The following is a 25841-nucleotide window of genomic DNA, read 5'->3' as shown; positions in this document are numbered from 1 at the left end:
AACAAAGCGTATACCCCAAATTGGGACACGTAAAGAACAATTAGATATGGCAATAAAAAAACTTCCTGTAACGGTATTAAGCGGCTTCCTAGGTGCCGGAAAAACGACCCTGTTAAATCATGTATTGCACAACAAGGAGAACCTAAAAGTTGCTGTGATTGTGAACGATATGAGCGAAGTCAATATCGATGCTCAAATGGTAAGTCGCGAAAATGTACTATCACGAACGGAGGAAAAACTCGTGGAGATGAGCAACGGCTGTATCTGTTGTACACTGCGGGAAGATTTGGTTGTCGAAGTGGAAAAGCTTGCCAGAGAGAATCGATTCGATTATTTACTTATCGAGAGTACAGGTATTTCGGAGCCGATACCCGTAGCGCAAACCTGGAGCTATGTAGATCAACAGCAAGGTATCGACCTCAGCTCGTTCAGTTACATTGATACCATGGTAACCGTAGTAGACTGTTTTAATTTCTTTCAGGATTTTAGCACACAGGAAACACTGCTTGACCGCTCGCTCACTGACGACGTATATGACAGCCGTGCCATTGTTAATCTACTTACAGATCAATTAGAATTCGCAAACGTCATCATCCTCAACAAGACGGATCTTGTCTCAGAAAATACAATAGGTACATTGGAAGCGGCAATCAAACAACTAAATCCCGATGCACGCATCATTCGATCCGCTTTTGGCAGGGTCGATCCGGCGACTATTATAAATACCGGTCTCTTTAATTTTGAAGAAGCTTCAAATGCGGCTGGCTGGAAGAAAGAACTGGAAGATGAACACATACCGGAAACGGAAGAATATGGCATTTCTTCCTTCGTGTTCAGATCGCCGAAGCCTTTTCATCCGATGAGATGGTATAACTATCTTAATCAAGACTACCCCAATTCGATCATCCGGGCTAAAGGACTGTTTTGGCTGGCTTCCAGACCTGACAAAGCGATTAACTTCAGTCAGGCCGGCGGCAGCCTTCGCATAGAAAGTGCGGGCCACTGGTGGTGCAGCATGCCCTATGAAGAAAGAATTCGATACGCAGCCTATCATGAATACAAAGGAGAAATTGAGAAGAGATGGAATATAAGGTGGGGAGATCGTCAGAACGAGCTGGTATTTATTGGCCAGTACCTTAATAAGGAAAAATGTTTGAAAGAAATCGAAGGTTGCCTGCTCACAGATGCCGAAGCGCAAAATTGGCAAGACACATCATGGGAAGATGTATTTCCACAATCGATATAATATGGTGTTTGGTTTGAGTGCCGGGCTACGGTTCGGCGCTCTTTGCTTCACCCTCTCTTTAACCGCTACCTACTCGCTACTTTACCGCTAAAAGCTCACGTTTGCTACCCTAAAGGCGAATATACCGTGGATATACCGTGGATATGTGGCGAATATACCCCGAAAGAGGCCCCTACATACAGACCTTTTGAACCGAAGATTGTGTTGCAGAAACCGTCCCTTTCTAATGCCATTTTAATGAAAAACACCTATTATGCAACAGATTATGGCAAAATAATAAGAACGGAAAAATGCTGACGAATACCAAGATTCCAATTGCATATATATTTAGAAAAATTCGCGTACAAATAGTATATGTTATTATCATCGGCCTGATTGTGAAATCTATTGCTATTTATTTCATTGATTTCATTCCTCAAATGCCGATAGCTATACCGGCCTTTATAGGCACCGCGATTTCGGTTCTACTATCTTTTAATCTAAACCAATCGTACGACCGCTGGTGGGAAGCCCGGAAAATTTGGGGCGCGATTGTTAACGACAGTCGAAGTTTGGTTCTTCAATTACAATCCTTCGTAAGCGAAGAAAAGCAAGCCATTATCCGGCAGATAGCGCTTCGGCATGTTGCATGGTGCTATAGTTTAGGGCAGAATTTACGGGGTTTGGATCCGAAAAAAAACATAGAGGATCTAATCAATACAGAGGATATGCGAGAAATGGATAACCATAGTAACAAACCGCTAGCGCTGTTGCAAATGAATGCGTTACAAATTGCGAGTTTAAAGAAAGATGGACATTTAACCGAATTCTATCATGTTCAATTAAACACAACTTTAGTTAAGTTCTCGGATGCGATGGGCATGGCAGAGCGTATAAAAAACACGGTCTTCCCGGTTACTTATCGCTTGTTTCTGCATTTTATGATTTACGTTTTTGTAGTTACTTTATCCATTTCGCTGGGTGAAATTGATAGTATATATGAAATACCGCTACTGGTGGTCATATCCGGATGTTTTCTACTGCTCGAAAGAACAGCCACTCATCTCCAGGATCCTTTTGATAATCGTCCAACGGATACACCGGTTACTGCCGTTGCACGAACCATCCATATTAATACCTGTAATTTACTGAAAGAAAGTAAAACACCGGCGCCGCTGAATCCGGAATCTTTTTACATTCTCTAACCTCCGGGTTCAAAAGAATTACACTAGGACAGGCTGCGGCAAGAAGCTATGAAGTATTGTATGTTTCATTTTAGCCTTTCCAGTTTGCCTTTACGTTTTACAATATTTTTATAATCCCATTGAATGGCTCTTGATTTTGCGAGCCAGCGTTGCAAATCGTCTGTATCAATTTCATCAACTGAATGATAGAAGATAGAGGCGTCTCTGAATTTACCTCCTCGTTGATTTAACCCCTCTTCTCCGAAATCGGCCCCGCTCCAAAACATGAGTCGCACACCGGCTTTGAGTTTATTATAGCCGGCAATAGGATTGCCTTCCAAAAACCAAACGGGATGACGGTGCCATATCTTATTCTCCGCTTCAGGTAAGTTGCTACTGATTTCTTTGGCAAGTAATTCACAGATAGCTTGGTCTTCACCTTTAAGAAAACTGTTGTAGTCGAGAATTTCTTTAGCAATAATATTCTTCATTCTTTTAATTTCTTTAAAAATAAAACATTTTTCTTACTTCATTTTTTTCTATCCGTTTTTTCCTTACGAGGTACAAAGCATTTTTAAGTGTATGATCCTTCCCACTTTCTTTTGAAACAAATGAAGGGGGCCTTGTGTTGCTTTTAAAAGATAAATCTGCTGATTATGGTAAACATAACTTCTGTATGGAAAGATAACTCGAAGCAAGGCTCCTTTCCTATTCTCGATCAGGACCTTACCGTAGACGTTGCAATCATTGGCGGCGGAATTACGGGTATTACCGCTGCCTATTTATTGGCAAAGCAAGGAAAAAAAGTAACCGTACTAGAAGCCCGTGCTATTGGCGAAGGCTCCACAGGATTTTCTACCGGGAATCTTTATGCCATACCGGGTAGTGAAGGACTGCATACCATTGAAAAAAAATGGGGGAAGGAGCATGCGAAGCAAATTGTTGAGTCGCGGGCAGCTGCCGTTGATTTTATCGAAGCGCTTATACAGGAGTTCAATATCAATTGCGGCTTTGTACATGTCCCTTGGTGTTTATTCTCCGAACAAGGGGAAAGTGCCTCTTACATCCAAAAAGAAAGAGAAGCAGTGGAAAGAGCTGGACTAACAACATCGGATTTTATTCCATTTGATATAAAGCCAAGTGTCGGTTTCAGCATCGCCAATCAAGCTCAATTTAACCCTTTGCAATATACGGTTGCACTAGCTCAACATATTCAGTCAGATTCTTGTTTAATCTTTGAACACACCAAAATGATGAGTTATGAAGAAGGTGAACCCTGTATCGTCATAACTGATCGAGGTAAGATAACGGCAACAGAAGTAATTATGGCAACACACACACCCAAAGGCCTCTATTTCGTCCATTCTTCTATGGAGCCTTACAGGGAGTATGCCGTTGCAGCCACACTAAATGACAACTACCCTCCTAATGGAACTTATTGGGATATGATATCGAAACAGCATTATTCTATACGAACCTACGATACGGCCCATGGCAAAGTGCTGATGGTATTGGGAGAGAAGCATAAGGTTGGTACAGAGGAACACAACGAGTCGCGCTTCCGGAATCTAGAGAATTTCCTCCGCGAACGTTTTAATGTTAATTCCGTTGTTTACAGTTGGGCCGCTCAACAATATAAGCCGGCGGATGGTATCCCGTACATTGGCAAGAGCTCCGGTAGTAAGAAAACCTATATCGCTACGGGCTTCTCGGCCGATGGCTTAGTTTATGGGACCCTCGCTGCTATCATTATCAGTGCTGAAATCATCGGCAATCCTAACCCATGGAATAAGCTGTATGATGCTTCGCGCATTACGCCCATTGCGTCGGCCGCCAATTATATAAAAGCCAACGCTTCTGTTACCTATGAGTTAATTAAAGATTATTTATTTAAAGAAAATGTGGACCACTTCTCCGAAATAAAGCCAACGGAAGGTAAGATTATGGAGATTAATGGGCAAAAATGTGCCGTATCCCGAAATCGAACAGGAGACCTATTCATTGTCTCAGCGGTCTGCCCCCATATGGGCTGTATTGTCCATTGGAATAGTGGTGAACAGTCTTGGGATTGCCCCTGCCATGGCAGTCGCTTTACGACAGATGGGGAGGTGATTGAGGGACCTGCAATAAGCGCTTTAGCCCCCATTCATCATGAACCGTCTAAATCGTAATACTGTCTTTTTGTATGCGCAAGATACATAATAAACGTATCTTTATTAAAGACGTGAACCAAGTATTTAATCCGACAACATGCTGTCGGCATCTTTATTGTACTTATTTTTATAGTCTAAAGGCGATAGTCCCGTTATCTTTCTAAAAACTTCACGGAAAGCTTTTACATCTGAATAACCTACTTCGTACATCACTTCATTGATGGTCTTACGCGTTGTTTCAAACGCTTTTTTGGCCGATTCGATCTTTACCCGCTGCAAATATTCAATAGGCGTATTACCGGTCGCTTTTATAAATCGCCGGTCAAAATTTCGCCTACCTATAGCAAGTTTTCTCGAAAGATCTTCTACGGAAATTTTCTCATTGAAATTATCTTCTATATATTGCTGCGCTTTTATTATAACTTCATCGCCATGCGACTTTTGTCCGGTGAATATCGTGAAAGCAGATTGCGTTTGACGGTCAATCTCTACTTGAAAGATTTTGGAACAATAAATGGCCGTTTCCCGATCAAAATACTTCTCAACCAAATACAAAAGTAGATTCAGAAATGAGTAACCACCCCCATTAGTGTAAATACCGTTTTCATCCGTAATTAATTTTTCGGTTTTTAACTGTACTTCCGGAAATAAGGACCTAAAATTGTCTGCTGAATTCCAATGAATAGAACAACTCCTTTTATCCAGTAATCCCGAGGAGGCTAACATAAACGCACCCGTGCACATACTAGCCACTTCTGCGCCATTTTTATATTGCTCGCGAAACCAGTTTATCAACACCATATTATCTTCCATTGCTTGTTTGAATTCAGGGTTTAAAGAAGGAATTAACACAAGATCGGTCTTCTTTAACGCCGATATATTGATCTGTGGCTTTATAGTCAGCAGTCCATTGATAAATGCAGATTCTTCTGCTACGCCCGCCGTCTCGATTTTAAATAATGGTTTATTCCCTTTTTTCTCCCAATAGCTGTTGGCACCGGTAAAAATTTGGTACGCGCCAACAATGCAAGCGATGGTACTGTTGGCCGTTTGTATATTGGGTACTAATATGGTAAGGTGTTTCATCTGCTTCGGATTTACGACGGTTATATGCAAAGTTAACCAATTCATATGTCCAAATCAACCCGCCATAAAGTCTATTTGACACCCCCGGTTGATGTACTTGGATCGCTAACTTTGACTTAAGACAGTACGAAAAAGAATAAAATCAAAATAAAATGAAAAGTGAAAATAAGAGTTTTAGCACCACGCTGGTGGTCAACGCGAAACCACAGGAAGTTTTTAAGGCGGTTAACAACGTTCGTGGTTGGTGGTCAGAAAATATTGACGGCGATACAGACAAGCTCCATAGTGAATTTTCTTACCATTATCAAGATGTGCACCGGGCGAAAATGAAAATCACTGAAATGGTGCCGAATGAAAAAGTAGTTTGGCATGTGCTTGATAATTATTTCAAGTTCGCGCAAGAAAAAACGGAATGGAAAGATACCTATGTGATTTTTGAGTTATCCGAAAAAGACGGTAAAACAACTTTGAGATTTACACATCAGGGCTTGGTTCCGGCCTATGAGTGCTTCCAAATTTGCCACGACGCATGGACACATTACATCCAGAACAGCTTAAAGGATTTAATCTTAACCGGAAAAGGGAGTGCGACACCCAAAGATGATGAAACCGAAGATTTGGAGAAAGAGTCGCCGGATAACAGCGACACAACAAGAAACAAAAGCATTCGTCATCGATTGCTTATTGAAGCACCTGTTGAAAAAGTTTTTGAGGCCCTAACTACCCAAGAAGGTTTAGCGGGGTGGTGGACGCCGGATACCCTGGCAAAACCAACCATTGGAAGTATCTTACGCTTTTCTTTCGGTCCTGACTATTTCAAAGAAATGAAAGTAGAGCAGCTTAAACCCTACAGTAAGATAAAATGGCTTTGTGTTAGCGCTTATGAAGAATGGATAGGCACAAGGCTTACTTTTGAGCTCGAACCGCATAAAAAAGGATGTATACTGTTCTTCCATCACGATGGATGGAAAGACTACACGCCCGAGTTTGCCTCTTGCAGTTATGATTGGGCGCTTTTCTTCAGAAGTCTGAAGCGCCTTTGCGAAACCGGTAAGGGCGCCCCCTATCCGGATTACAATAAATAAGTGGTAAAAATACGTATTCCCTAGTCCCGAGGACGCTCTTGGGATTAGGGAATATATAAAAATGCAATGATCACTTTTCCTCTTCTACCGCGACTTGCCCGTCAAACTTTTTATCAACGACCAATAATAAAAATGGCTGTATCTTCATGCTTAGTTTAGCACCAATATCTTGTTTATAACGCAGGAGGAGATGACCTTCCTTTTTTTGCAGGGAGACCGCCTTCATCTTCACGGCCAGTTCATCTGCAGGTGAAATAACGGCAATAGCAAATTGCTTTGTAAAATCAATCGGGGTCGGTTTCCCCTGATCCCCCATAACTGTGGCCATTCCAAAAATTTTATCAAACTCTTCACGACTTGATATTTTAGGTGTTGATAAACTGGTTTCATCAAAATCGTTTCGGACAAAATAGTTTTCAGCTAATACATAAGGAACTTCTAGCTCATCACTATTTGTGGTATGGGCATTCACCATGTCTTCGCTACTCATTCGTTTTTGCTGATTACTACAGGACAAAAATGCGATGATGTTCATTGCCATGAATGGGATGATGATTATTGGAAATTTCCTGACAAGGCCTTTTTTCATGGGTTTCTATTCATAAAATGATATCTGCTGATAGAACAGTTCGCTTCATCAAATGGTTTCAGAAATCGACTAATAGCTTAGACGATTCCGCCCAATTTCTACAAAGTGCCTGCTAATGAATGACTAAACTATTCGAATAAGCACATTCAATGTATGAAATTTCCTAGAAAACATCCTAAAAGTTGATTAAAGACGATGAAGGTTGATTTACAACCCGAGAGAAAATCCGAAAAATTGGCTGGGCTTGGAACGCAATTGAACGATTTTGAACTGCATTGAATTTGTTAGATCCGACTGAATTTTTTTCATTTGTTCAATAAGTTAACCCAGTTATACGTCTCTAATCATTTAAATCGCATGAAAACAATTTTAGAAAACAAAAAGGAGGTAACCAAGCTTATCGCGCTTTTTATGAGCATTTTCGGCTTATCCATAGCCTATGCACAGGATTCGATCACGCTGGATGCTAAAGTAATACAAACCCGGTCAGTGGCGATAAATCGAACGGTTACTTTTGAAAGGAACGATATTTATCTGACAGCAAAAGAGGGTGATGGTTATTTAAGGATAAATGGTGTAAACTTTCGGCAAGGGATCATAGAAGCTGACATAAAAGGAAGTAATACCCCGCAGCGAAGCTTTGTAGGTATCGCCTTCCATGGAAGTAATGATCAAACCTTTGAGGCAGTCTATTTTCGTCCTTTTAATTTCGAAAATCAGGAACGGAAATCGCACAGTGTCCAATACATTGCTCATCCTACCTATACATGGAATAAGCTCCGCAGTGACAGTCCCGGAAAATATGAAGCAGCGTTGAATATGGATATCAAACCAGATGACTGGTTCCATGTTCGGATACACGTTAAAGAATCAACGGTTGATGTTTATATTAATGACAGTAACGTGCCAACACTATCTGTGGATAGACTTAGTAAAACTGATACCGGATGGGTGGGCTTTTGGACCGGAAATTCTTCTGATGGATGGTTCAGGAATATAAAATTGAGGTCAATAAACAACTAGGAAGCCGAAATTCGCAGTACATTGCTAAAATAGCGAATCGACCTAGCCTTGTCAATGTAAACTTGGTTGTTATGCCAGTGTTCTTGCGGATTAAATACAGGATATAAAACTGATCGATGTTTCTTTTGTTAATAAAAAACATGCAAGGGATGCGATGGCGCTACAGAGGCTGGCCAGGCAATGAAACGAGTGATAGAAGGAATCAAAAACATGTTGAAAGGACGAAGAATCAATATTTTTCAGTAAAAATGGAGGGCCCTTTAGGGCTAGGTTAGCTATGCCGCTTGATCAATACCGTAACAAACGAGATTTTAAAAAGACCAGTGAACCGAAGTCAGGTAAGAGTCCGAACCGGAAACAACTCACTTTTGTGGTGCAAAAACACAAAGCATCGCGATTACATTACGACTTTCGCTTAGAAATGGATGGGGTGCTGAAAAGCTGGGCTGTGCCTAAAGGCCCATCCACTGATCCGCAGAACAAGCGTTTGGCGATGATGGTGGAAGATCATCCCATGGACTATCGGCAGTTTGAGGGGATTATCCCTAAAGGACAATATGGCGGCGGTACGGTAATTGTTTGGGACGAAGGCACCTATGAACCAATAGAAGGACTGAAGAGTAAGAAGGCACAAGAAAAACATTTATTGGAGCAGCTTCATAAAGGGTCACTCAAAATCCGGCTACATGGACATAAACTAAAAGGCGAATATGCGCTGGTAAAAACACCAGGGATGGGTGAAAACGGCTGGCTCCTTATCAAACATAAAGACGAATTTGCCAGTAAATCTGATATCACTAAAAAAGACAAGTCGGTGCTTTCTGACAAAGCATTGGAAGAGATTGAAAAAAGCAGCAATAAGGTATGGCAAAACGGCCGTGAGAAAACCGTTGAAAAGTCTAGAAAGACCACACAAGCAAAAAAAAGCAAAAATGCTGATGAACACTTGGCGGATGATGTAAATGAAGCCGGAGAGCCGCAGAAGATGGATGTACCCAGCTTGCTAAAAAAAGCACCGGAATCCACTATTCCGAAATCAATCAAACCGATGAAGGCTACCCTTATTGACGAACCTTTTGATGATCCGGATTGGCTATACGAAGTAAAATGGGATGGTTATCGTGCCATTGCCAAGGTCAGTAAGACAGATGTTAAACTAATTTCTCGGAATAATATTCCTTTCGATAAATACTATCCGCTTGTCGACCTTTTGAAAGGATGGCGTATCAATGCCGTAATTGATGGAGAAATTGTTGTGCTAGATGAAAAAGGGCTGTCCGACTTTGGGGCCTTACAGAATTGGCGAAGCGAAGCCGATGGCAACTTGGTTTATTACGTTTTTGACATTTTATGGTATGAGGGCAAAAACCTGATGGGATTGCCATTGGTAGAACGGCAGGCAATCCTTCAGGACATATTACCTACTGATGATGACCGTATCCGCCAAAGTAAGGTTTTCGCCGCAAGGGGGATCGACTTTTTTGACGCGGCAGAGCAGGTCGGGCTTGAAGGTATTATAGCAAAAAAAGCTGATAGTAAGTACACCTCTGACCTTCGATCGAAAGAGTGGCTTAAGATCAAAGTGCAACGGCGACAAGAAGTAGTGATCGCTGGGTTTACGCGTAATGAGGGAACGTCCAAAGCGTTCAGTGCCCTCGTCATGGGGGTGTATGACGGAAAGAAACTTCGATATGCGGGTAAAGTGGGCACCGGTTTTTCGGACAGCAAGCAGAAGGAAATGATGAAGCTATTCAAACCGCTGATTACCGACAGAAGTCCCTTCGATGTAGAACCTGACGTGGACAAGCCATCCCGTTTTCGTCCACAACGACTCGGCGCAAAACCTACATGGCTGAAACCGGAACTAGTATGCGAAGTGAACTACGCCGAAGTTACCAGCGAAGGAATTTTCCGGCAGGCATCTTTCAAAGGTATGCGGGAGGACAAAGAAGCCGATGATGTCGTATTGGAGAAAGCGGCTGACACAGAATCCACCGTGGCCGAGGTGGAAGAAGAAGACAAGGGGACTAAACATGCGATCAAGCCCGCTAAAACCGAAAGGCGTACCCTCTTGAACCCACGTGAAGAGACGCAAACACGTAAAGTTAATGGTAAAGAATTGAAATTTACGCATCTCAGCAAGGTCTATTGGCCGGATGACGGCATTACCAAACGAGACATGTTCAACTATTATTATAGAATAGCCGAATTTATCTTACCCTACTTGAAAGATCGTCCGATGTCTCTGAACCGCTTCCCAAATGGCATTAAAGGTCCAAGCTTTTATCAAAAAGATGTGAAGGGAAAAGTGCCGGAATGGGTAAGCAAAACTTACCCATACACCACCAGCGAGGGTGAACATAAAGAATACCTGGTTGGCGACGATGAAGCAACCTTGCTATGGATGGCGTCATTAGGCTGTATTGAGATGAATCCTTGGTTTAGCAGAGTGCAGTCGCCCGATAATCCGGATTATTGCGTGATCGATCTGGATCCTGATAAAAACACCTTCGAGCAGGTCATCGAAGCCGCTCAGGAAGTGAGGAAGGTATTGGACGCTTTAGGCGTACCGAGCTATCCTAAAACATCAGGGTCCACCGGTATTCATATTTACATCCCATTGGGAGCGAAATACTCTTATGAGCAATCGCAGCTTTTTGCAAAGGTCATCGTCAGTCTGGTACACGAGCAACTACCCGATTTCACATCCTTAAAACGAAAAGTAAGTGATCGAAAAGGAAAGATGTATCTAGACTTCTTGCAAAACCGGCCCGGAGCTACTATAGCTGGCCCCTACTCCCTACGACCAAAGCCGGGAGCAACCGTCTCGATGCCACTTGCCTGGGACGAAGTGAAACGTGGTTTAAAAATGAGCGACTTTACTATTCACAATGCTTATGATCGGTTGAAAGAGACTGGTGATCTCTTCAAAGGAGTACTTGGAAAGGGAATAGAACTTAATAAAATCATAAAAAAGGCGCAGAACGATTTGTAATCGTTTATTCCATTCTTTTGTTAGATGGTATCCTCAAGGAAAGTGTCAAATTTGCCTTGCTTCTAATTCAATTAGGTACCTTTGACACACGACCACTTCGTCTTAATTGTCTGGCGCGAACAAATAACAATAGATATTGAGATATGAACACCAATCAAAGTCAAACCGGCTCAAAAATGCGCATTGAAATATGCAACTGAGCTGACGATGGCAGTTAACCTATTCATAACGGACCCTAATTCAGGGCTTATCTCGTCCGATAAACCGACTTTTTCCCAGCAAAAAGTCGATCGCTCTTATTACATTTTTATCGATGCTTGTTTCCGTTTTTAAATTGGCAATGTATCGAATAATTTCATTCTGTAGCGACGGACTTAGTTTATCAAAGACATCTTTGGCATCTTGGTTTTCGCCAAGTGCGGCCACTAACTTTTGGTGGGGTTTAATCGTTCGATCACCGGGGTCGAATTCAAGCGTCAATTCAACGACCTCTCCTATTCTTTTCGGAGAGTTTTTAAGCATCAATGTGTTAACGTACAGACGCCAGTCCCCCTGATACTTCACTAATGTTTGTTTATAAGGATTCCCATTTATCGATCCTCGAATCGGAATTTTTCCCTTTTCCTTTCCTGCTTCTTTAAAAATATCTTGTAAGATTTTTTCAGGCACAAATACAAAAGGATTAATACCAATGATATTTATTTCAGCAACAAATTTATGCATCGTCTTTTCCAGCTTGGCATCTTAATTTTTTAACCATCTACTTAAAAATATAGGTTTTCTTTTAAATAGCCAAAAACAACAAAAGCCCTGCTTTGGGTAGCATGGGCCTCTGTATGTTATAATCAACCTAAACCTTATAATATAAACGCATATTTTGCTTTTTTGTTTTGCTAGCTTTATTTTTTTGTTTACAAGAAGAAATCTACCGAGTATCAGCGACAGAATACTTATCGCGTACGTTTTAAAAAATGAATGTTATATTCGTAATCATTATTCTTTTTATGGCTGGAATTGAAAATTATATCCTGTTTTTAGCAACCACAATAATCTTTGTTATGACACCCGGGATTGACACCGTGTTTGTGTTAAACAAATCCATTGCGGAGGGAAGAGCGGCGGGTGTGCATTCGATGTTAGGTATTACTTGTGGAATATTAGCACACACTTTGTTTGCCTCGCTTGGCCTTTCCATGATTATTGCACAGTCGGCCATGGCGTTCTCTGTTGTTAAATACGTAGGTGCACTGTATTTAATCTTTCTTGGGCTTTCCTCACTTCGCTCAAAAAAGGAATTGCAATTTGATATAGAAATAACCAAAGGTAAAAGTGGCTTTCAGAACTTTTATGCCGGTTTTATTACCAATATTCTCAACCCAAAAGTAGCATTGTTCTTCCTTTCCTTTTTTCCCCAATTTATTAACAAAGCGTATATGGATGATCCTAGTCCTTTTATAGCCCTTGGCGCAAGTTTCGCGCTATTGGGTAGTATTTGGCTTTCACTTATTGCTTATTGTTCTTCACTGTTCTCTGCCAAATTAAAGAAAAATTTGAAACTGAGTAGCTGGCTCAACAAAATAACGGGCTGTGTGTATCTTTTAATGGGCATTAAAATGGCCCTTACAAAAAGATAACGATCACGTCCATCCGGTATCCAAATAAATAGCAGGTGAGCATGCTCCGTACGGCTAATTTAGCATTAAATTTGATCCTATATTTGTACTCCAAAAAACCTTAAGATGTTCGACCACTTTCCTTTCTACATAGGCTTACTGATTGTGATCTTGCTTCTGATCATGCTTGCAAAAAAATTGCGTATTGCTTATCCAATTGTACTAGTTATTGCCGGCCTGCTTATCAGTTTTATTCCGGGTCTACCTCGTGTCCATATAGAGCCCGAGCTTATCTTTGTGATTTTCCTTCCCCCTTTGTTGTACGAAGCCGCATGGGCAACTTCCTGGAAAGAACTTTGGCGGTGGCGGCGCATTATCGTAAGCTTTGCTTTTGTCGTAGTATTTCTAACAGCCCTCTCGGTAGCCTTGGTAGCCAATCATTTTATACCCGGATTCTCGCTGGCGCTAGGTTTTGTCCTAGGTGGTATTGTTTCGCCACCGGATGCAGTTAGCGCCACTGCAATCCTAAAATTTGTAAAAGTACCACGTAGAATGGTTTCCATTCTGGAGGGCGAAAGTTTAATGAACGACGCCTCTTCGTTGATCATCTTCCGATTTGCTCTCGTTGCGGTTGCTACCGGGCAATTTGTGTGGCATGAAGCGGCGCTCAGTTTTGGATGGATGGTTACTGGCGGCGTAGGAATAGGCCTGGCCATTGGGTGGATTTTTATGAAGGCTCATAAGTTACTACCCACCGATCCACAGATCGATATTGTACTGACCATTGTAACACCCTACGTGATGTATATTGCAGCAGAGGAAGCCCATTGTTCAGGCGTGTTGGCGGTAGTTTGCGGTGGTCTGTTATTAGCCAATAAGCGCCATAATTTTTTAAGTAGCCAATCGCGACTAAGAGGTTTCAACGTATGGCAAAGCTTGGTGTTTGTGCTAAATGGCCTGGTATTTATGCTAATTGGTTTGGAATTGCCCGAAATCACTGCCGAGCTAGGTGGTATGAGCTTATCATCCGCTATAGGCTATGGCTTACTAATAAGTGCTGTGCTTATTATCGGCCGGATACTTGCAGCTTATGGAGCCGTGCTCGTTACGTTAATCGCCCGAAACTTTATCACCGTAGCCGACAAAAGAAACCCTGGAGCAAGAACGCCTTTTTTACTCGGTTGGTCGGGTATGCGGGGTGTAGTATCACTTGCTGCTGCCTTATCGATTCCGGTGCAGCTTGATAATGGAACAATATTTCCGCAACGCAATCTTATCTTATTTATTACGTTTGTAGTCATTCTCGTAACCTTGCTGGTGCAAGGATTAACCCTTCCCTATTTAATTAAGAAGATAGGCTTTCCTAACTTTGGCGACACCTTACCGGAGGAGGAAGCCGACAAATGGATTAAACGGCAATTGGCAACGCAGGCTCTGCGACATCTACAAACCTCCTATAAAGATCATTTGGAAAGTGATGGAATGTTAAAGCAACTCGTTTACAAATGGGAACATAAGACCCGTACAGATGCTCCGGAAGAAAATATAAGCGGCCGACATAAAGAGATTTATTTAGCGATTATACAAGAACAACGGACCTGGCTGCTAATACATAGTAATAAAGAACAAAATCTTGACGAGGAGATTGTGCGGAAACATCTCTATTACCTTGACCTAGAGGAGGAACGTTTAGCCTTGCTGAAGGGTTAATCGATCTCCCGGTCGTTAAACATGCATCGTACCACCTCCCGTCCCTAGTTAATTTAAGGAACGGGAGGTAGAGCTCTACATCATGTTCAAACCTTCTATTATCGTTTCTTATAATATTTTAGGAACCACACTATTTATAAATTCTTCAATATTGGTATATCCATCACCGTCCCGATCCAAGCTCGCATCGCCTGCATCTTTTGGATTCAAACCATGTGCAGTTTCCCACTCGTCCGGCATACCGTCTTGATCTGCATCCTGATAAGGAGTTCCCTTGTAGGTAGGGTAGCCACCAACCTGTTCCGGATCAGCGATTATGCCCATTTTATAGGAGTCTGCGGGTAGACGGCGTTTAACATAAGGGCTGCTTACGTCAGCTTTACTGTTTTTGTTATAAATAATCTTACCCGTTGCGACCTGTTTAATGACCCGTTCATCTACTGCATCGCGTTTCGGCAAGTTTGCTCCGACGTTCTTTAATACATGGTCATAAGCTTCTTTTGCGGACATCAAGGTAACTTTAGCCATCGGGAATGGTTTGTCGACACGAATCTGTGCGGTGTAAGGCTCCGCATTGGGCTTGTTTCCAATCTGTACACCCCCGGCCCAATTATCCGCTGTTACTGTTGCATTTCCTTCCACGATATTACCGGAGACATAAGCTTTTCCATATTCATTTTCATGCCCGCGATCTCTATTTCCTTCCGGCTTCAGTATACGATGCCCAATAGGTTTATCAATCGGCGTGATCGGCCCCGGTTTGTAATAGTTATTAATAAAATTGAAAAGCGAACGATGATCGCCCCCATCAGCGCTTCGATTCCACCAATTGAAGATAACATTATTAACAAAGCCAAAATCACCGTACATACCTATAGAAGGATTCCGACTAATGTTAGACGCCCAAAGGTTTCGCATAAACGTGCTGTTGAGTCCGCCAATGGTACTTCCAAAAGCGTGGTTATAACGGTCTAAGGCTTCTGAAAAGATTGAATTCTGTATAGTTACATTGACTGTTGGCAGTTTTTCCTGTTTCGTGCTATCTCCCCTATTATATACGTGACGATACATTGACATATTCTCATCGAGGCCCCAGCTCGCTGATACATGATCAATAATAATATTCCCGATACCATTTCCTCCCAAGGCATCGTCTCGTCTGTTAACATCGGTACTTCCCCGTCTGAAACGCATGTAGCGAATCACGACATCATGCGTATCAATCCATACCGATTCACCCGCAATACAAATACCGTCGCCAGGGGCAGTTTGCCCGGCAATGGTAATATAGGGCGCTCGGATACTAACGGGGCTTTTCAGATGAATAATACCAGCTACATTAAATACGACAATACGTGCCCCCCCTTGTTCACAGGCTTCGCGAAAGGTCCCCGGGCCGTTGTCTGCTAAACTCGTAACCACATATACTTTACCACCACGCCCCCCAAAAGAAAACGCACCACCACCTTCAGCGCCGGGAAAGGCAGGTATTTTTGCCTGTGGAAGATCTTCGGGTTTACTTGCCCAAGGGATATAGGGCTTCCCATTTTTCGCTTCTTTCTCGATAACCGGAAGTGCTTTAGCCCAAGCTGCCTCCTCATGGGCTTGAAATTTGGCCATCTCCGCATTTGCGGAATCTTCTATTGCTTTCGGTATAACCGGATATTGCGCCTTTGTGACACCTATTGAGCATGCCAACATACCCAGTGTGATTGCTGTGATTGATGCTTTCATCATAAATTAAAATTGATTCGCAATTAATGTAGAGGTATTACGCTCTTGTCCCATCTAATATTGGTTAGTTAAACAAATATCTACGCAATCGCATCATTTTTTTTGACCTTTATTATCTTCTTTCTATAACATCTTAGCTATCCTTGTAAAAAATTAGGAAGGCTAATTTATCTATAGAGAAAAACAAGAAGAATTTCTTTTGCATTACACTTTTTTTTAGCTTTGCAGCACCCATGTGTACGATGAAATCAAAACTTACTGTTTGCTTCTTGATACTGGTTGTATTAATGCAGCCTTTCGGCAGATTTTGGTTATTCGTATCTTTTAAATTAAATCAGCAGTATATAGCGACGGAGCTCTGTATTAATCGAGATCGGCCCGAATTACAATGTAACGGGCAATGTGTTTTGATGAAAAAAATGAAAGAGCTCGAAAAAAGAGAACATGAACAGCAGCAGGAAATGATAAAGCAGCTGGCTGAAATCATCTATTTACAAACGCCCCAACTTGCTCAACTTAATACAATTCCTACTTACAACATTAAGCAATCTTTTCTGATTGCCTATACCCAAGGAAGGCCAACTAATTACCATACTTCTTTATTGAAACCACCCAAGGTGTAATTTAAAATCTTTTTTAGACATAGGCATCAACCGTTTTAGCAAGATTCGGTATGCATTCTTTTTTGATTTTAAATTATGCTTTAACAATGAGATTCATAAGTAGTCTCTTTGTGTTATTGCTTCTTTCTATAGCAGTAACGCAAGGACAAACCATTTCTTTCGATACGAACACCACGCGTAAACTCGACGAGGTATTGATCAGTGCACGACAAAAGCGCTATCAGGTTGATAGTGTAACCAATGTTACGCGCACACCCAGTTCGTTGCAGCAAACACCGCAATCCATACAAGTGATTAGCCAACAGGTCATTCGCGACAAGCAGGCATTTACGCTAAACGATTTAACGAATACCTTAACAGGTGTAAAGGCCAATAACGGTATGGGATATTACAGCCTAAGAGGCTTTACTTTTTACAATCCTTTTGACGCAGGCATCATCACCTTCAACGGCATACGGGGAAATTTATATTTATGGAGTCAACAACCGCTACTTTACAATATAGAACAGGTTGAAGTATTAAGGGGACCTTCTTCGGTTCTTTTCAGTAATAATGCACCGGGGGGCACCATAAATTTTACCACTAAAAAGCCATTATCGCTGCCGCAGCTGGAACTAAGTGCATTTTATGGCAGCTGGAATGCTAAACGATTTTCTTTGGATGCTACGGGCCCCTTAACTAAGAATAAAAAACTGCTTTATCGTAGTATTGTCGGGTACGACCAAGGAAATAGTTTTCGCGACTATCAGGATGTTCGTAACTTGTTAATTGCTCCTTCCCTTTCTTATGAATTTAATTGCACCGGCAAACTGCTGCTGGAGGTAAACTACGCCTACGAGAAAGCCGTGCAGCAATATGACCGAGGTTCTTATGTTTTCACTCGCCCTGATGGTACCTTTGATTTTGATTATTATCCGAATAACCTAACGGCACAGAGCCCGAGTGACTATGGAAAAACGCATAACACATCCGTCAATCTGCGTTACGATCAACAATTGGGCAATAAGCTCCGACTTACCTTGGTGCAACGTTATGTGCGAAGTCGTTTCGATTATACCGACCATATTGTAACCGGTTTGATTCAGCATGACTCGATCAGTAGATCGTATCAAGACTGGCTATACGACCAATTTAACTGGCAAACAACGGCCTTTCTCAACTATGTTTTAAAAACAGGGCCATTAACTCATAATATCTTAACCGGTATCGATTATAATAATTATGGTTGGCATAAAAATGACTACCGAAATTCACCGGCGCAACGCATTAGCATTTTTAATCCCGATTATAGCCTTGACCCTCCAGCCCCCAACCCGGAAGTCGATTATTACGACGACAATAAAGAGCGTATTCATTTAATTGGCACTTATGTGCAGGATCAGATAAAATATAAAGATTTAATTTTGTTGCTATCCTTGCGCTATGATGATTACAGCTTGAGACGCGTCCCTTTATCAGCGCGTGATAATGAGCAAGGAAACGAATCGGATGCTTCGGCCTGGATTCCGCGAGTAGGATTAGTCTATTCGCCTATTGATGCGCTTTCCTTTTACGGCAGCTACACCACATCCTTCAATCCACAAACTTCCAATTCAGTACGAAACGGAGGGCCATTCCCGCCAAGAACAGCCAAGCAGGTTGAAATAGGCAGCAAATCGTCTTGGTTCGAGAATCAATTTTCATTGACATTGGCGGCTTATCAGATCGATTACGCCAATATTCTGGCAGCCGCGCCAACAGATGAAAACCCAAATAGACAAATCGCCATCGATGGAACACGTAGCAAAGGTTTTGAGGCCACTACCCAAGGGAACATTCATCATTTCAATCTGATACTTGGATATGCGTACAACGATCATGTACTATTATCCGATAATACCTTAGGAGCTAAAGGTAGTCGCTTTGCAAATGCTCCCAAGCATATGGCCAATGCCTGGATCAAATACAATTTATCAACTGGTTTTGCAAAGGGGCTTGGTATCGGTATCGGTGGCAGATACACCAGCAACCAGGTAGGTTTTGTAAGTGCACAAAATTTTTTGATACCAGCTTCCACTGTACTTGACGCTATGCTTAATTATGAACGTAACCGCTATAACATTCAATTCAATGTATACAATATTACGAATGAACGCTATTTTTTAGGCGGCAATTCGCGTACGGTTACGGCCTCGTTGGGTAATCCTTTTAATTTTAGAATAGGCATTAATTACCTGATTCGATAGTGATGTCAATAAAGAACAGATTACTACGCTGGGTATTTAGAATGCACGGCGTAACAGGGCTGATAACAGGTATTTTTCTAATCTTACTGGGATTGAGCGGATCAGCATTGGTTTTTATGGAAGAGTTGGACCATTATACCAATAAGCACCTTTTTCAAGTAAAAGAAACCGCGGCCAAAATGTCGCTTGATACGATCTATCATCGCATTACCGCTCAATATCCTCGGCTTAGCGGCATCGCCTGGTTAAATCCGCAAGCAGCTCCCACCGAAGCTTACAATTATCGTTTATACCTAAATGATGGTAAAATCCATACCTACGATCTAGCTGTATTGACCATTGATCCCTATACGGGTCGTATTATACGCGAAGGACGTTATGATCAATGGCAATCCGGCTTTATGCAGTGGTTATTTCAATTTCATTTCTCCTTTCATTTTGGTATGCCGGGTACCTTATTAACCGCTGTACTCGGAATAACTATGCTTATTTCTATTCTTACCGGCGTGCTGATTTATCGAAAACAGGTATGGAAAGTTTTGTGCTTTAAAAAACCGATTCGATGGCACAATAGAAGGATGCTAAGTTCCGATCTGCATCGTATCGTCGGTATTTGGTCTTTGTTGTTTAATGCGGTTATCTTTTTCACTGGCTTTTGGCTGAATCTTTTTGCCTTTGACTCGAGTGCATGGCACAGTAAAATGCAAGTAAATCCGCCCAATCGAGCAGATGTCCTCTCAATTGACAGCCTTTATAAGAAAGCTTCCCATGCATTGCCGCAGCTTAAAGTCCATTCCGTATATATGCCCACTCAACCTGGTCGCGGCTTCGCCATTCGCGGTAGCTTACCGGGTGATAATCCATTTTTTGGACAGGCAAGTAGCGTTACGTTAGACGTCAAAAGCGGAGCGGTCGAAGCTATAAAAGAATCCGATAAACTTGATTTCTCCGAAAAACTGCGCACACTGGTTCTACCCCTTCATGCCGGTAGTTTTGGTGGTCTGCCCGTTCGGATATTATATGTATTCATTGGTTTAACGCCTGGTTTATTAAGCATCACCGGTTTTTTATTATATCTAAAAAGAACGAATAAACAACGTAAAAGCTAGTAAGCAACAAAAATCCAACTACACCGCCAAATACTTTTTCCCGCAAAAAAAGTATTCAAAAAAGCCCGTCGCCGGAATCTTGCTATAATGGTATGCATCAACATGCAAACAGCAAATTTCCTAGGCGACATTTCCGAAAGCCAACGGTTCATACTTTTAACCGAACGTATTAGCTTTAGCCTTTAAATATAGCCCTGTGTATGGGATCCCTACTATACAAGCGATTAATTCGGTTTGGCCCTTTCATACTGAATCGGCCATTCAATCGAATCCCGCAACTCATCAGCAGCCTGTAGCGGAAAATAAGGATTGCGCAAAAGTTCACGCGCCATGGCAATTAAGTCGGCATCGCCATTAACAAGAATGGTTTCGGCTTGCGTAGCATTGGTTATCAGCCCAACGGTTGCTGTGAGAATACCCGCTTCTTTCTTTATTTTTGAAGAAAAAGGCAATTGGTAAGCAGGACCTACAGGGATTTTTTGATAAGGAACAAGTCCGCCACTAGATACATCCAGTAGATCGACACCTCTGGTTTTGAGAATGGACGCTAACTGGATTGATTGATCCAAATCCCATCCACCTTCCGCCCAATCACTAGCTGAAATTCTTACAAATAAAGGCAATTCTTTCGGTGCCACGCTTCGCACCGCATCAATAACTTCCAGTAACAACCGGATGCGATTCTCGAAACTGCCTCCATATTCATCTTGCCTGTGATTACTCAAAGGCGATAGAAATTGGTGCAACAAGTACCCATGTGCCGCATGTATTTCGATAAGCTCGAATCCGGCACGCAATGCACGCTCGGCCGCTGACTTAAAATTACTTACGATGGCACGAATCCTCTCTATATTCAATTCGACAGGTACGGCATAATTATCGGAGAAAGCAATTGGAGAAGGGGCCACCGGCACCCAGCCACCATCTTCAACACTAACTTTCCCTTTACCCTTCCAAGGCGCAGCCGTGCTGGCCTTACGCCCCGCATGGGATAACTGAATCCCAGGCACGGATTGTTGATTTTTAATAAATTGGGTAATCTGCAATAGCTTCTCAATATGGGCATCATTCCAAATACCTAAGTCGTCAGGTGAGATTCTGCCGTCGGGCGATACAGCGGTAGCTTCAGCGATGATTAGCGAAGCACCCCCAATAGCCCTACTTCCCAAATGCACTAAATGCCAATCATTGGCAAATCCGTCTACGGCGGAATATTGACACATCGGAGAAACTATTATTCTATTTTTTAAGGTAATTCCATTCAACGGGAGTGGACTGAAAAGCTTCGACATAGTAAAGAAATAAATTAAAACACAAGTTTAAGGAAAGAATCTAAAATGCCCATCATCGTTGTCATTGCGAGGAAGAATGACGAAGCAATCTGCGTTTTTTTAGGTGATCATCACCTTTTAGAAACCTCCTTTACATCAAATGTAGGGAAATTGTGTTAGATAGGTGTCAGAGAAAATTAAAAGTGAACTCCATTCACAAACCATTTAAGTGCTTTCTTGTTAGGAATTAAGGTGCTTGCGGACCTTCGAACACCTAGAAACCAATATATATGAAGATTAGACAATATGATGCCATTGTTATTGGCTCCGGACAGGCGGGCGTTCCCTTAGCGAAAAAACTTGCGAACCATGGAAAAAAAGTAGCCATCATTGAGAAGCGATGGATTGGCGGAACTTGCGTGAACGACGGTTGCACGCCTACTAAAACATGGATAGCTTCTGCAAAAGCAGCTTATGATGTCCACAAAAGTACTGAGCTCGGCGTTTTTGTAGAAGACGCTAAAATTGACATGACCATTATAAAAAAGCGTAAGGACAAAATCGTCGAAAATGCACGGAGCGGAAATCAAAAAGCATTGGAGAGTACTAAAAACTTAGATGTCATCTTTGGTGAAGCCGCTTTTACGGATTTCAAAACGATCAGTGTGACTTCCGATACCGGGTCTCAACAGATACTGAAGGCAGATTTATTTTTCTTGAATACAGGTGCTGTCCCATTTATCCCGGAAATTGAGGGCCTCAACGCCATTAATTTCCTTACTTCGACCAGCATACTCGAATTGGATCAAGTGCCTGAGCATTTGCTAATTATAGGCGGCAATTATATTGGCCTGGAGTACGGCCAAATGTTCCGTCGCTTTGGCAGCAAAGTCACGATTGTGGAAAAATCGCCAAGAATTATGGCTCGCGAGGATCCGGATGTATCCGAAGAAATGCGCAAATTACTGAAACCGGAAGGAATCGACATCCTGCTCAATGCGGAAACCACCTTTTTCGACAAGCAGGGACCTGAAAAAGTTGTAGCGACCATCCATACCAACGGAAAAAAGCAAAAAATTAGTTGTAGTCACGTGTTGGTCGCTACAGGCCGTGTTCCACAGACTGGACCGCTTAAGCTAAACAACACCGGTGTAAAACTCGACAATAAAGGATACATAAAGGTAAACAGCAAACTCGAAACCAATGTAAAAGGCATTTATGCCTTAGGTGATGTGAAGGGCGGACCTGCATTTACCCATATTTCATATAATGATTATACAATTGTTTATCGTAATCTTTTGGAAAACACGAATTATACAACACCTAACCGATCGATACCCTATTGTGTATTTACCGACCCGCAGCTCGGACGCATCGGCCTGAGTGAGACAGAAGCGAAAAAACAGGGCTTAACTATAAAGGTAGCGAAGCTGCCGATGACCGGTGTGGCCCGCGCAGTTGAAACAGGCGATACCCGTGGTTTTATGAAAGCCATTGTAGATGCCAAAAGTAAACGAATACTAGGGGCTTCTATTCTTGCAGCGCAAGGCGGCGAAATCATGACCATCTTACAAATGGCTATGGAAGGTAAAATCACTTACGACCGCATTCGCTATGGCGTGTTTGCACATCCGCTTTATGCCGAATCATTAAATAATCTTTTTATGACATTGGAAGATTAAAATTTATGATCAAAGTACAAGGGGTAAGTAAATCGTACAATAGCCTTAAAGCAGTGAATGAGCTGTCTTTGGAAATAAAGGAAGAAGAAAATTTGATCCTTCTCGGTGCGAGTGGTTGCGGTAAAACGACAACGCTTAAAATGATTAACTGCCTGATTAAACCAGATCAAGGACAAATTTTCATTAATGGCAAGAACATTCAGGACCAGTCTCCGATCGACCTGCGACGGAATATCGGTTATGTTTTACAAAATAATGGCCTGTTCCCCCACTATTCAGTCGCTCAAAACATTGCTATCGTTCCACACTTATTGAAATGGGATAAAAAACGGATAGAAACGAGGGTAGATGAGCTATTGGAAAAACTACACCTCCCCAACTCCTATCGAAGCCGGTATCCGCACGAATTAAGCGGTGGGCAACAACAACGCGTAGGAATTGCCAGAGCATTGGCAGCTCATCCTCCGATTTTGCTCATGGATGAACCTTTTGGGGCCTTGGATAACGTTACTCGGACAAAAATACAGGAAGAATTTAAAGCTTTAGATGAATTAAAAAGAAAGACCATCGTTATGGTTACGCATGATGTCCAAGAAGCGTTTACACTGGGTAACCAAATCTGCTTAATGGATAAGGGAGCAGTTGTCCAAATAGGCAAGCCTTGGGATCTATTATTTAAACCGTCCCATTCGCTGGTAACAAGCTTTCTACAGGAGCAACGTTTACAACTCGAGTTCAAGACAATTCTATTGGCAGCGTTATGGCCTTGGCTACCCACAGCGGACCAAACAAATGATCATATCACTCTTTCGTCCCAATCCACACTATGGGATGCACTGGAACGCCTTCAGCAGAATAAAACCGAAACACTTCAAATCGTCGACCATAAAAAAGAAGCAAAAACAGCAGGATTTGAGCAGTTAATGTCAGCTATTTACCGCTATAAAAAAACCATCGTTACATGAACGAACAACAGCAAACGCTCTGGCACTTTATGTGGCAACAGGCAGATAAGCTGTTGGTCCAAACCTTACAGCATATAGGCCTGACCTTCATTTCCTTGTTGATAGCGGTATTGTTGGGACTACCGCTGGGTATTTTAATTGCACGAAATCGAAATTTATCCGGAATTGTTTTAGGTACTGTTGGTATCTTGCAAACTATACCAAGCATCGCCCTACTAGGATTTCTAATTCCCGTACTTGGTATAGGTGCTAAACCAGCTATTGTAGCCTTATTTCTCTATGCTCTTCTTCCGATCATCCGCAATACCTATACGGGTATTACGGGCATTAACCCAACTGTCAAGGAAGCCGCTATTGCGCTTGGTCTTAACAAACAACAACTACTTCTACAGGTTGAATTACCACTCGCAATGCCCGTAATATTAGCGGGTATACGCACGGCTACCGTCATTAACGTCGGAGTGGCTACTTTGGCTTCTTATATTGCCGCCGGCGGCTTAGGCGAGTTCATCTTCGGCGGAATTTCTTTAAACAATACAAACATGATACTTGGCGGCGCTATACCGGCCGCATTACTCGCTTTGCTCTTTGATTTTTTACTTTCCCGTTTACAAAAATTGAATATTAAAACGCTTAACCGAACTACCCTTGCTATGCCGGTATTACTTATTTTATTAAGTCTGCTTTATTTTGTTCCCACGGCCTACGGAACAAAGCTCGTTGCCGGCTTTACGCCGGAATTTATGGGACGACAGGATGGGAATGTGGGGCTTGAAAGAATCTATGGCTTAAAAATTCATACGGTGGTCATCAATGATGCGGTCATGTATAAAGCCGCCTATGAAAAGCAATTGGACGTCATTAGCGGCTATTCGACAGATGGTCGTTTAAAAGCATATGACCTGGTTGTTTTAAAGGATGATAAGGGTATTTTCCCACCTTACTATGCAGCGCCCATTGTTCGAAATCAAGCGCTGGAAAAATTCCCTTCGCTCGAAAAAACATTGAATCTGCTGGTCGGAAAAATAAACGATAGCGTGATGACCGATCTAAATTACCGCGTTGATCATCTCCATCAATCACCTGAGCGCGTGGCACATGACTTTCTGAAAGCACACGGCCTGTGGAGAGAAAGAGGCGGAAAAAAGAAGGGAACAGTACGCTTGGGTTCTAAAATCTTTGGTGAACAATACATCTTGGCCAGCCTGTACAGTCAGTTAATAAAAGGTTTCACGGATTATGATGTAGTTGCCAAAACCGGCCTAGGCGGCACCAAAATTTGTTTCGATGCGTTGGTGAATGATCAGATCGATCTTTACCCGGAATATACAGGAACAGGCCTCCTAGCCATTCTGAAGCCACCTCAACAAACGATTGATTCATTAGGTGGCGATAAAGATAAAACCTTCGCCTATGTCAAGGACCAATTCGAAAAAAAATACGGAATTAGCTGGCTGAAGCCTATCGGCTTTAATAACGCCTATGCACTCATGATGCGGAAACAGCAGGCAGAAACCTTTCATATTGAAACCATATCAAATCTCAAAGAGTATTTAAAAAATCAATAGT

Annotated in this window: 20 protein-coding genes; 14 read left to right on the top strand and 6 right to left on the bottom strand. The window is 42.1% G+C overall.

Annotated elements, in window-relative coordinates; all coding sequences use genetic code 11:
- Positions 1 to 46 precede the first annotated feature (46 nt).
- Together E0E36_RS17610 and E0E36_RS17605 are read left to right on the top strand one after the other, a co-directional pair.
- Entirely contained in the window at positions 47 to 1246 is a 1200-nt protein-coding gene (locus tag E0E36_RS17610; protein WP_013665858.1) for a GTP-binding protein, read from the top strand.
- A gap of 290 nt (positions 1247 to 1536) precedes the next feature.
- Positions 1537 to 2430, top strand: coding sequence for a bestrophin family protein (locus E0E36_RS17605; RefSeq protein ID WP_130857101.1), 894 nt, complete (start codon positions 1537 to 1539; stop codon positions 2428 to 2430).
- 65 nt (positions 2431 to 2495) lie between these two features.
- On the opposite strand, the gene E0E36_RS17600 is transcribed toward E0E36_RS17605, so the two are convergent.
- Complete coding sequence (locus E0E36_RS17600) at positions 2496 to 2900, bottom strand: DUF1801 domain-containing protein (RefSeq protein WP_013665857.1); 405 nt, start codon at positions 2898 to 2900, stop codon at positions 2496 to 2498.
- Positions 2901 to 3065: 165 nt separating this feature from the next.
- Here E0E36_RS17600 and E0E36_RS17595 point away from each other — a divergent pair, with 165 nt between their 5' ends.
- Positions 3066 to 4580, top strand: coding sequence for an FAD-dependent oxidoreductase (locus E0E36_RS17595; RefSeq protein WP_130857099.1), 1515 nt, complete (start codon positions 3066 to 3068; stop codon positions 4578 to 4580).
- 66 nt (positions 4581 to 4646) lie between these two features.
- On the opposite strand, the gene E0E36_RS17590 is transcribed toward E0E36_RS17595, so the two are convergent.
- Positions 4647 to 5648 (bottom strand): GlxA family transcriptional regulator, encoded by a 1002-nt coding sequence (locus E0E36_RS17590; RefSeq protein WP_130857242.1) that lies wholly within the window; start codon positions 5646 to 5648, stop codon positions 4647 to 4649.
- A 152-nt stretch (positions 5649 to 5800) separates the two neighbouring features.
- Here E0E36_RS17590 and E0E36_RS17585 point away from each other — a divergent pair, with 152 nt between their 5' ends.
- A complete protein-coding gene (locus E0E36_RS17585; protein WP_130857098.1) occupies positions 5801 to 6733 on the top strand; it encodes an SRPBCC family protein in 933 nt (310 codons plus the stop codon).
- Between the two features lie 70 nt (positions 6734 to 6803).
- Here E0E36_RS17585 and E0E36_RS17580 read toward each other — a convergent pair whose 3' ends face one another.
- On the bottom strand, positions 6804 to 7322 hold the full coding sequence (locus tag E0E36_RS17580) for a hypothetical protein (RefSeq protein ID WP_130857096.1): 519 nt from the start codon (positions 7320 to 7322) through the stop codon (positions 6804 to 6806).
- Positions 7323 to 7679: 357 nt separating this feature from the next.
- On the opposite strand from E0E36_RS17580, the gene E0E36_RS17575 reads away from it, so the two are divergent.
- Positions 7680 to 8345 carry a 3-keto-alpha-glucoside-1,2-lyase-like domain-containing protein gene (locus E0E36_RS17575; RefSeq protein ID WP_130857095.1) on the top strand — a complete coding sequence of 222 codons (666 nt, stop codon included), beginning with the start codon at positions 7680 to 7682 and terminating at the stop codon, positions 8343 to 8345.
- Between the two features lie 277 nt (positions 8346 to 8622).
- The gene (gene ligD / locus E0E36_RS17570) at positions 8623 to 11340 is read left to right on the top strand and encodes a DNA ligase D (protein WP_130857093.1); all 2718 of its coding nucleotides are present in this window, start codon (positions 8623 to 8625) and stop codon (positions 11338 to 11340) included.
- A 240-nt stretch (positions 11341 to 11580) separates the two neighbouring features.
- Here the strand turns inward: ligD and E0E36_RS17565 are convergent, their stop codons facing one another.
- On the bottom strand, positions 11581 to 12063 hold the full coding sequence (locus E0E36_RS17565) for a YdeI/OmpD-associated family protein (RefSeq protein WP_013665849.1): 483 nt from the start codon (positions 12061 to 12063) through the stop codon (positions 11581 to 11583).
- 248 nt (positions 12064 to 12311) lie between these two features.
- Between E0E36_RS17565 and E0E36_RS17560 the strand changes: the two genes are divergently transcribed.
- Positions 12312 to 12974, top strand: a complete 663-nt coding sequence (locus E0E36_RS17560; RefSeq protein ID WP_242627294.1) for a LysE family translocator — start codon at positions 12312 to 12314, stop codon at positions 12972 to 12974.
- Between the two features lie 105 nt (positions 12975 to 13079).
- Positions 13080 to 14663: a Na+/H+ antiporter gene (locus tag E0E36_RS17555; RefSeq protein WP_013665847.1), complete on the top strand. Its 1584-nt coding sequence runs from the start codon at positions 13080 to 13082 to the stop codon at positions 14661 to 14663.
- 108 nt (positions 14664 to 14771) lie between these two features.
- Here the strand turns inward: E0E36_RS17555 and E0E36_RS17550 are convergent, their stop codons facing one another.
- Positions 14772 to 16397 carry a polysaccharide lyase gene (locus E0E36_RS17550; protein ID WP_130857240.1) on the bottom strand — a complete coding sequence of 542 codons (1626 nt, stop codon included), beginning with the start codon at positions 16395 to 16397 and terminating at the stop codon, positions 14772 to 14774.
- A gap of 419 nt (positions 16398 to 16816) precedes the next feature.
- Here E0E36_RS17550 and E0E36_RS17545 point away from each other — a divergent pair, with 419 nt between their 5' ends.
- The 3 genes from E0E36_RS17545 to E0E36_RS17535 all read left to right on the top strand — a co-directional run bounded on the left by E0E36_RS17545 (position 16817) and on the right by E0E36_RS17535 (position 20354).
- Positions 16817 to 17020, top strand: coding sequence for a hypothetical protein (locus E0E36_RS17545; protein ID WP_130857091.1), 204 nt, complete (start codon positions 16817 to 16819; stop codon positions 17018 to 17020).
- Positions 17021 to 17106: 86 nt separating this feature from the next.
- Complete coding sequence (locus tag E0E36_RS17540) at positions 17107 to 19245, top strand: TonB-dependent siderophore receptor (protein WP_242627292.1); 2139 nt, start codon at positions 17107 to 17109, stop codon at positions 19243 to 19245.
- Between the two features lie 2 nt (positions 19246 to 19247).
- Positions 19248 to 20354 carry a PepSY-associated TM helix domain-containing protein gene (locus tag E0E36_RS17535; RefSeq protein ID WP_130857089.1) on the top strand — a complete coding sequence of 369 codons (1107 nt, stop codon included), beginning with the start codon at positions 19248 to 19250 and terminating at the stop codon, positions 20352 to 20354.
- A 224-nt stretch (positions 20355 to 20578) separates the two neighbouring features.
- Here E0E36_RS17535 and E0E36_RS17530 read toward each other — a convergent pair whose 3' ends face one another.
- Entirely contained in the window at positions 20579 to 21646 is a 1068-nt protein-coding gene (locus E0E36_RS17530; RefSeq protein WP_130857087.1) for an NADH:flavin oxidoreductase/NADH oxidase, read from the bottom strand.
- Positions 21647 to 21915: 269 nt separating this feature from the next.
- Here E0E36_RS17530 and E0E36_RS17525 point away from each other — a divergent pair, with 269 nt between their 5' ends.
- Genes E0E36_RS17525 through E0E36_RS17515 form a run of 3 tightly spaced genes read left to right on the top strand, consistent with a single transcriptional unit; the run spans position 21916 to position 25840 of the window.
- Positions 21916 to 23307: a mercuric reductase gene (locus tag E0E36_RS17525; RefSeq protein WP_130857085.1), complete on the top strand. Its 1392-nt coding sequence runs from the start codon at positions 21916 to 21918 to the stop codon at positions 23305 to 23307.
- Between the two features lie 5 nt (positions 23308 to 23312).
- Positions 23313 to 24272, top strand: coding sequence for an ABC transporter ATP-binding protein (locus E0E36_RS17520; protein ID WP_130857083.1), 960 nt, complete (start codon positions 23313 to 23315; stop codon positions 24270 to 24272).
- Positions 24269 to 25840, top strand: a complete 1572-nt coding sequence (locus tag E0E36_RS17515; protein WP_130857082.1) for an ABC transporter permease/substrate-binding protein — start codon at positions 24269 to 24271, stop codon at positions 25838 to 25840. The genes E0E36_RS17520 and E0E36_RS17515 overlap by 4 nt, the downstream gene beginning before the upstream one ends.
- Position 25841: the final 1 nt, after the last annotated feature.

Origin of the sequence: Olivibacter jilunii, from assembly GCF_900607235.1 — a bacterium.
Taxonomy (GTDB): Bacteria; Bacteroidota; Bacteroidia; order Sphingobacteriales; family Sphingobacteriaceae; genus Olivibacter; species Olivibacter oleidegradans.
The sequence above is the reverse complement of the archived record's forward strand: the minus strand, read 5'-3'. Positions and strand labels throughout refer to the sequence as shown.

Bases quoted from the DNA above. Each gene is read 5' to 3' on its own strand.
- E0E36_RS17525 (WP_130857085.1), top strand. From the start codon at position 21,916: ATGAAGATTAGACAATATGATGCCATTGTTATTGGCTCCGGACAGGCG.
- E0E36_RS17520 (WP_130857083.1), top strand. From the start codon at position 23,313: ATGATCAAAGTACAAGGGGTAAGTAAATCGTACAATAGCCTTAAAGCA.
- E0E36_RS17590 (WP_130857242.1), bottom strand. From the start codon at position 5,648: ATGAAACACCTTACCATATTAGTACCCAATATACAAACGGCCAACAGT.
- E0E36_RS17565 (WP_013665849.1), bottom strand. From the start codon at position 12,063: ATGCATAAATTTGTTGCTGAAATAAATATCATTGGTATTAATCCTTTT.
- E0E36_RS17555 (WP_013665847.1), top strand. From the start codon at position 13,080: ATGTTCGACCACTTTCCTTTCTACATAGGCTTACTGATTGTGATCTTG.
- E0E36_RS17515 (WP_130857082.1), top strand. From the start codon at position 24,269: ATGAACGAACAACAGCAAACGCTCTGGCACTTTATGTGGCAACAGGCA.
- E0E36_RS17585 (WP_130857098.1), top strand. From the start codon at position 5,801: ATGAAAAGTGAAAATAAGAGTTTTAGCACCACGCTGGTGGTCAACGCG.
- E0E36_RS17535 (WP_130857089.1), top strand. From the start codon at position 19,248: ATGTCAATAAAGAACAGATTACTACGCTGGGTATTTAGAATGCACGGC.
- E0E36_RS17575 (WP_130857095.1), top strand. From the start codon at position 7,680: ATGAAAACAATTTTAGAAAACAAAAAGGAGGTAACCAAGCTTATCGCG.
- E0E36_RS17540 (WP_242627292.1), top strand. From the start codon at position 17,107: ATGAGATTCATAAGTAGTCTCTTTGTGTTATTGCTTCTTTCTATAGCA.
- E0E36_RS17605 (WP_130857101.1), top strand. From the start codon at position 1,537: ATGCTGACGAATACCAAGATTCCAATTGCATATATATTTAGAAAAATT.
- E0E36_RS17580 (WP_130857096.1), bottom strand. From the start codon at position 7,322: ATGAAAAAAGGCCTTGTCAGGAAATTTCCAATAATCATCATCCCATTC.
- E0E36_RS17595 (WP_130857099.1), top strand. From the start codon at position 3,066: ATGGTAAACATAACTTCTGTATGGAAAGATAACTCGAAGCAAGGCTCC.
- E0E36_RS17550 (WP_130857240.1), bottom strand. From the start codon at position 16,397: ATGAAAGCATCAATCACAGCAATCACACTGGGTATGTTGGCATGCTCA.
- E0E36_RS17600 (WP_013665857.1), bottom strand. From the start codon at position 2,900: ATGAAGAATATTATTGCTAAAGAAATTCTCGACTACAACAGTTTTCTT.
- E0E36_RS17610 (WP_013665858.1), top strand. From the start codon at position 47: ATGGCAATAAAAAAACTTCCTGTAACGGTATTAAGCGGCTTCCTAGGT.
- E0E36_RS17560 (WP_242627294.1), top strand. From the start codon at position 12,312: ATGAATGTTATATTCGTAATCATTATTCTTTTTATGGCTGGAATTGAA.
- ligD (WP_130857093.1), top strand. From the start codon at position 8,623: ATGCCGCTTGATCAATACCGTAACAAACGAGATTTTAAAAAGACCAGT.
- E0E36_RS17530 (WP_130857087.1), bottom strand. From the start codon at position 21,646: ATGTCGAAGCTTTTCAGTCCACTCCCGTTGAATGGAATTACCTTAAAA.
- E0E36_RS17545 (WP_130857091.1), top strand. From the start codon at position 16,817: ATGAAAGAGCTCGAAAAAAGAGAACATGAACAGCAGCAGGAAATGATA.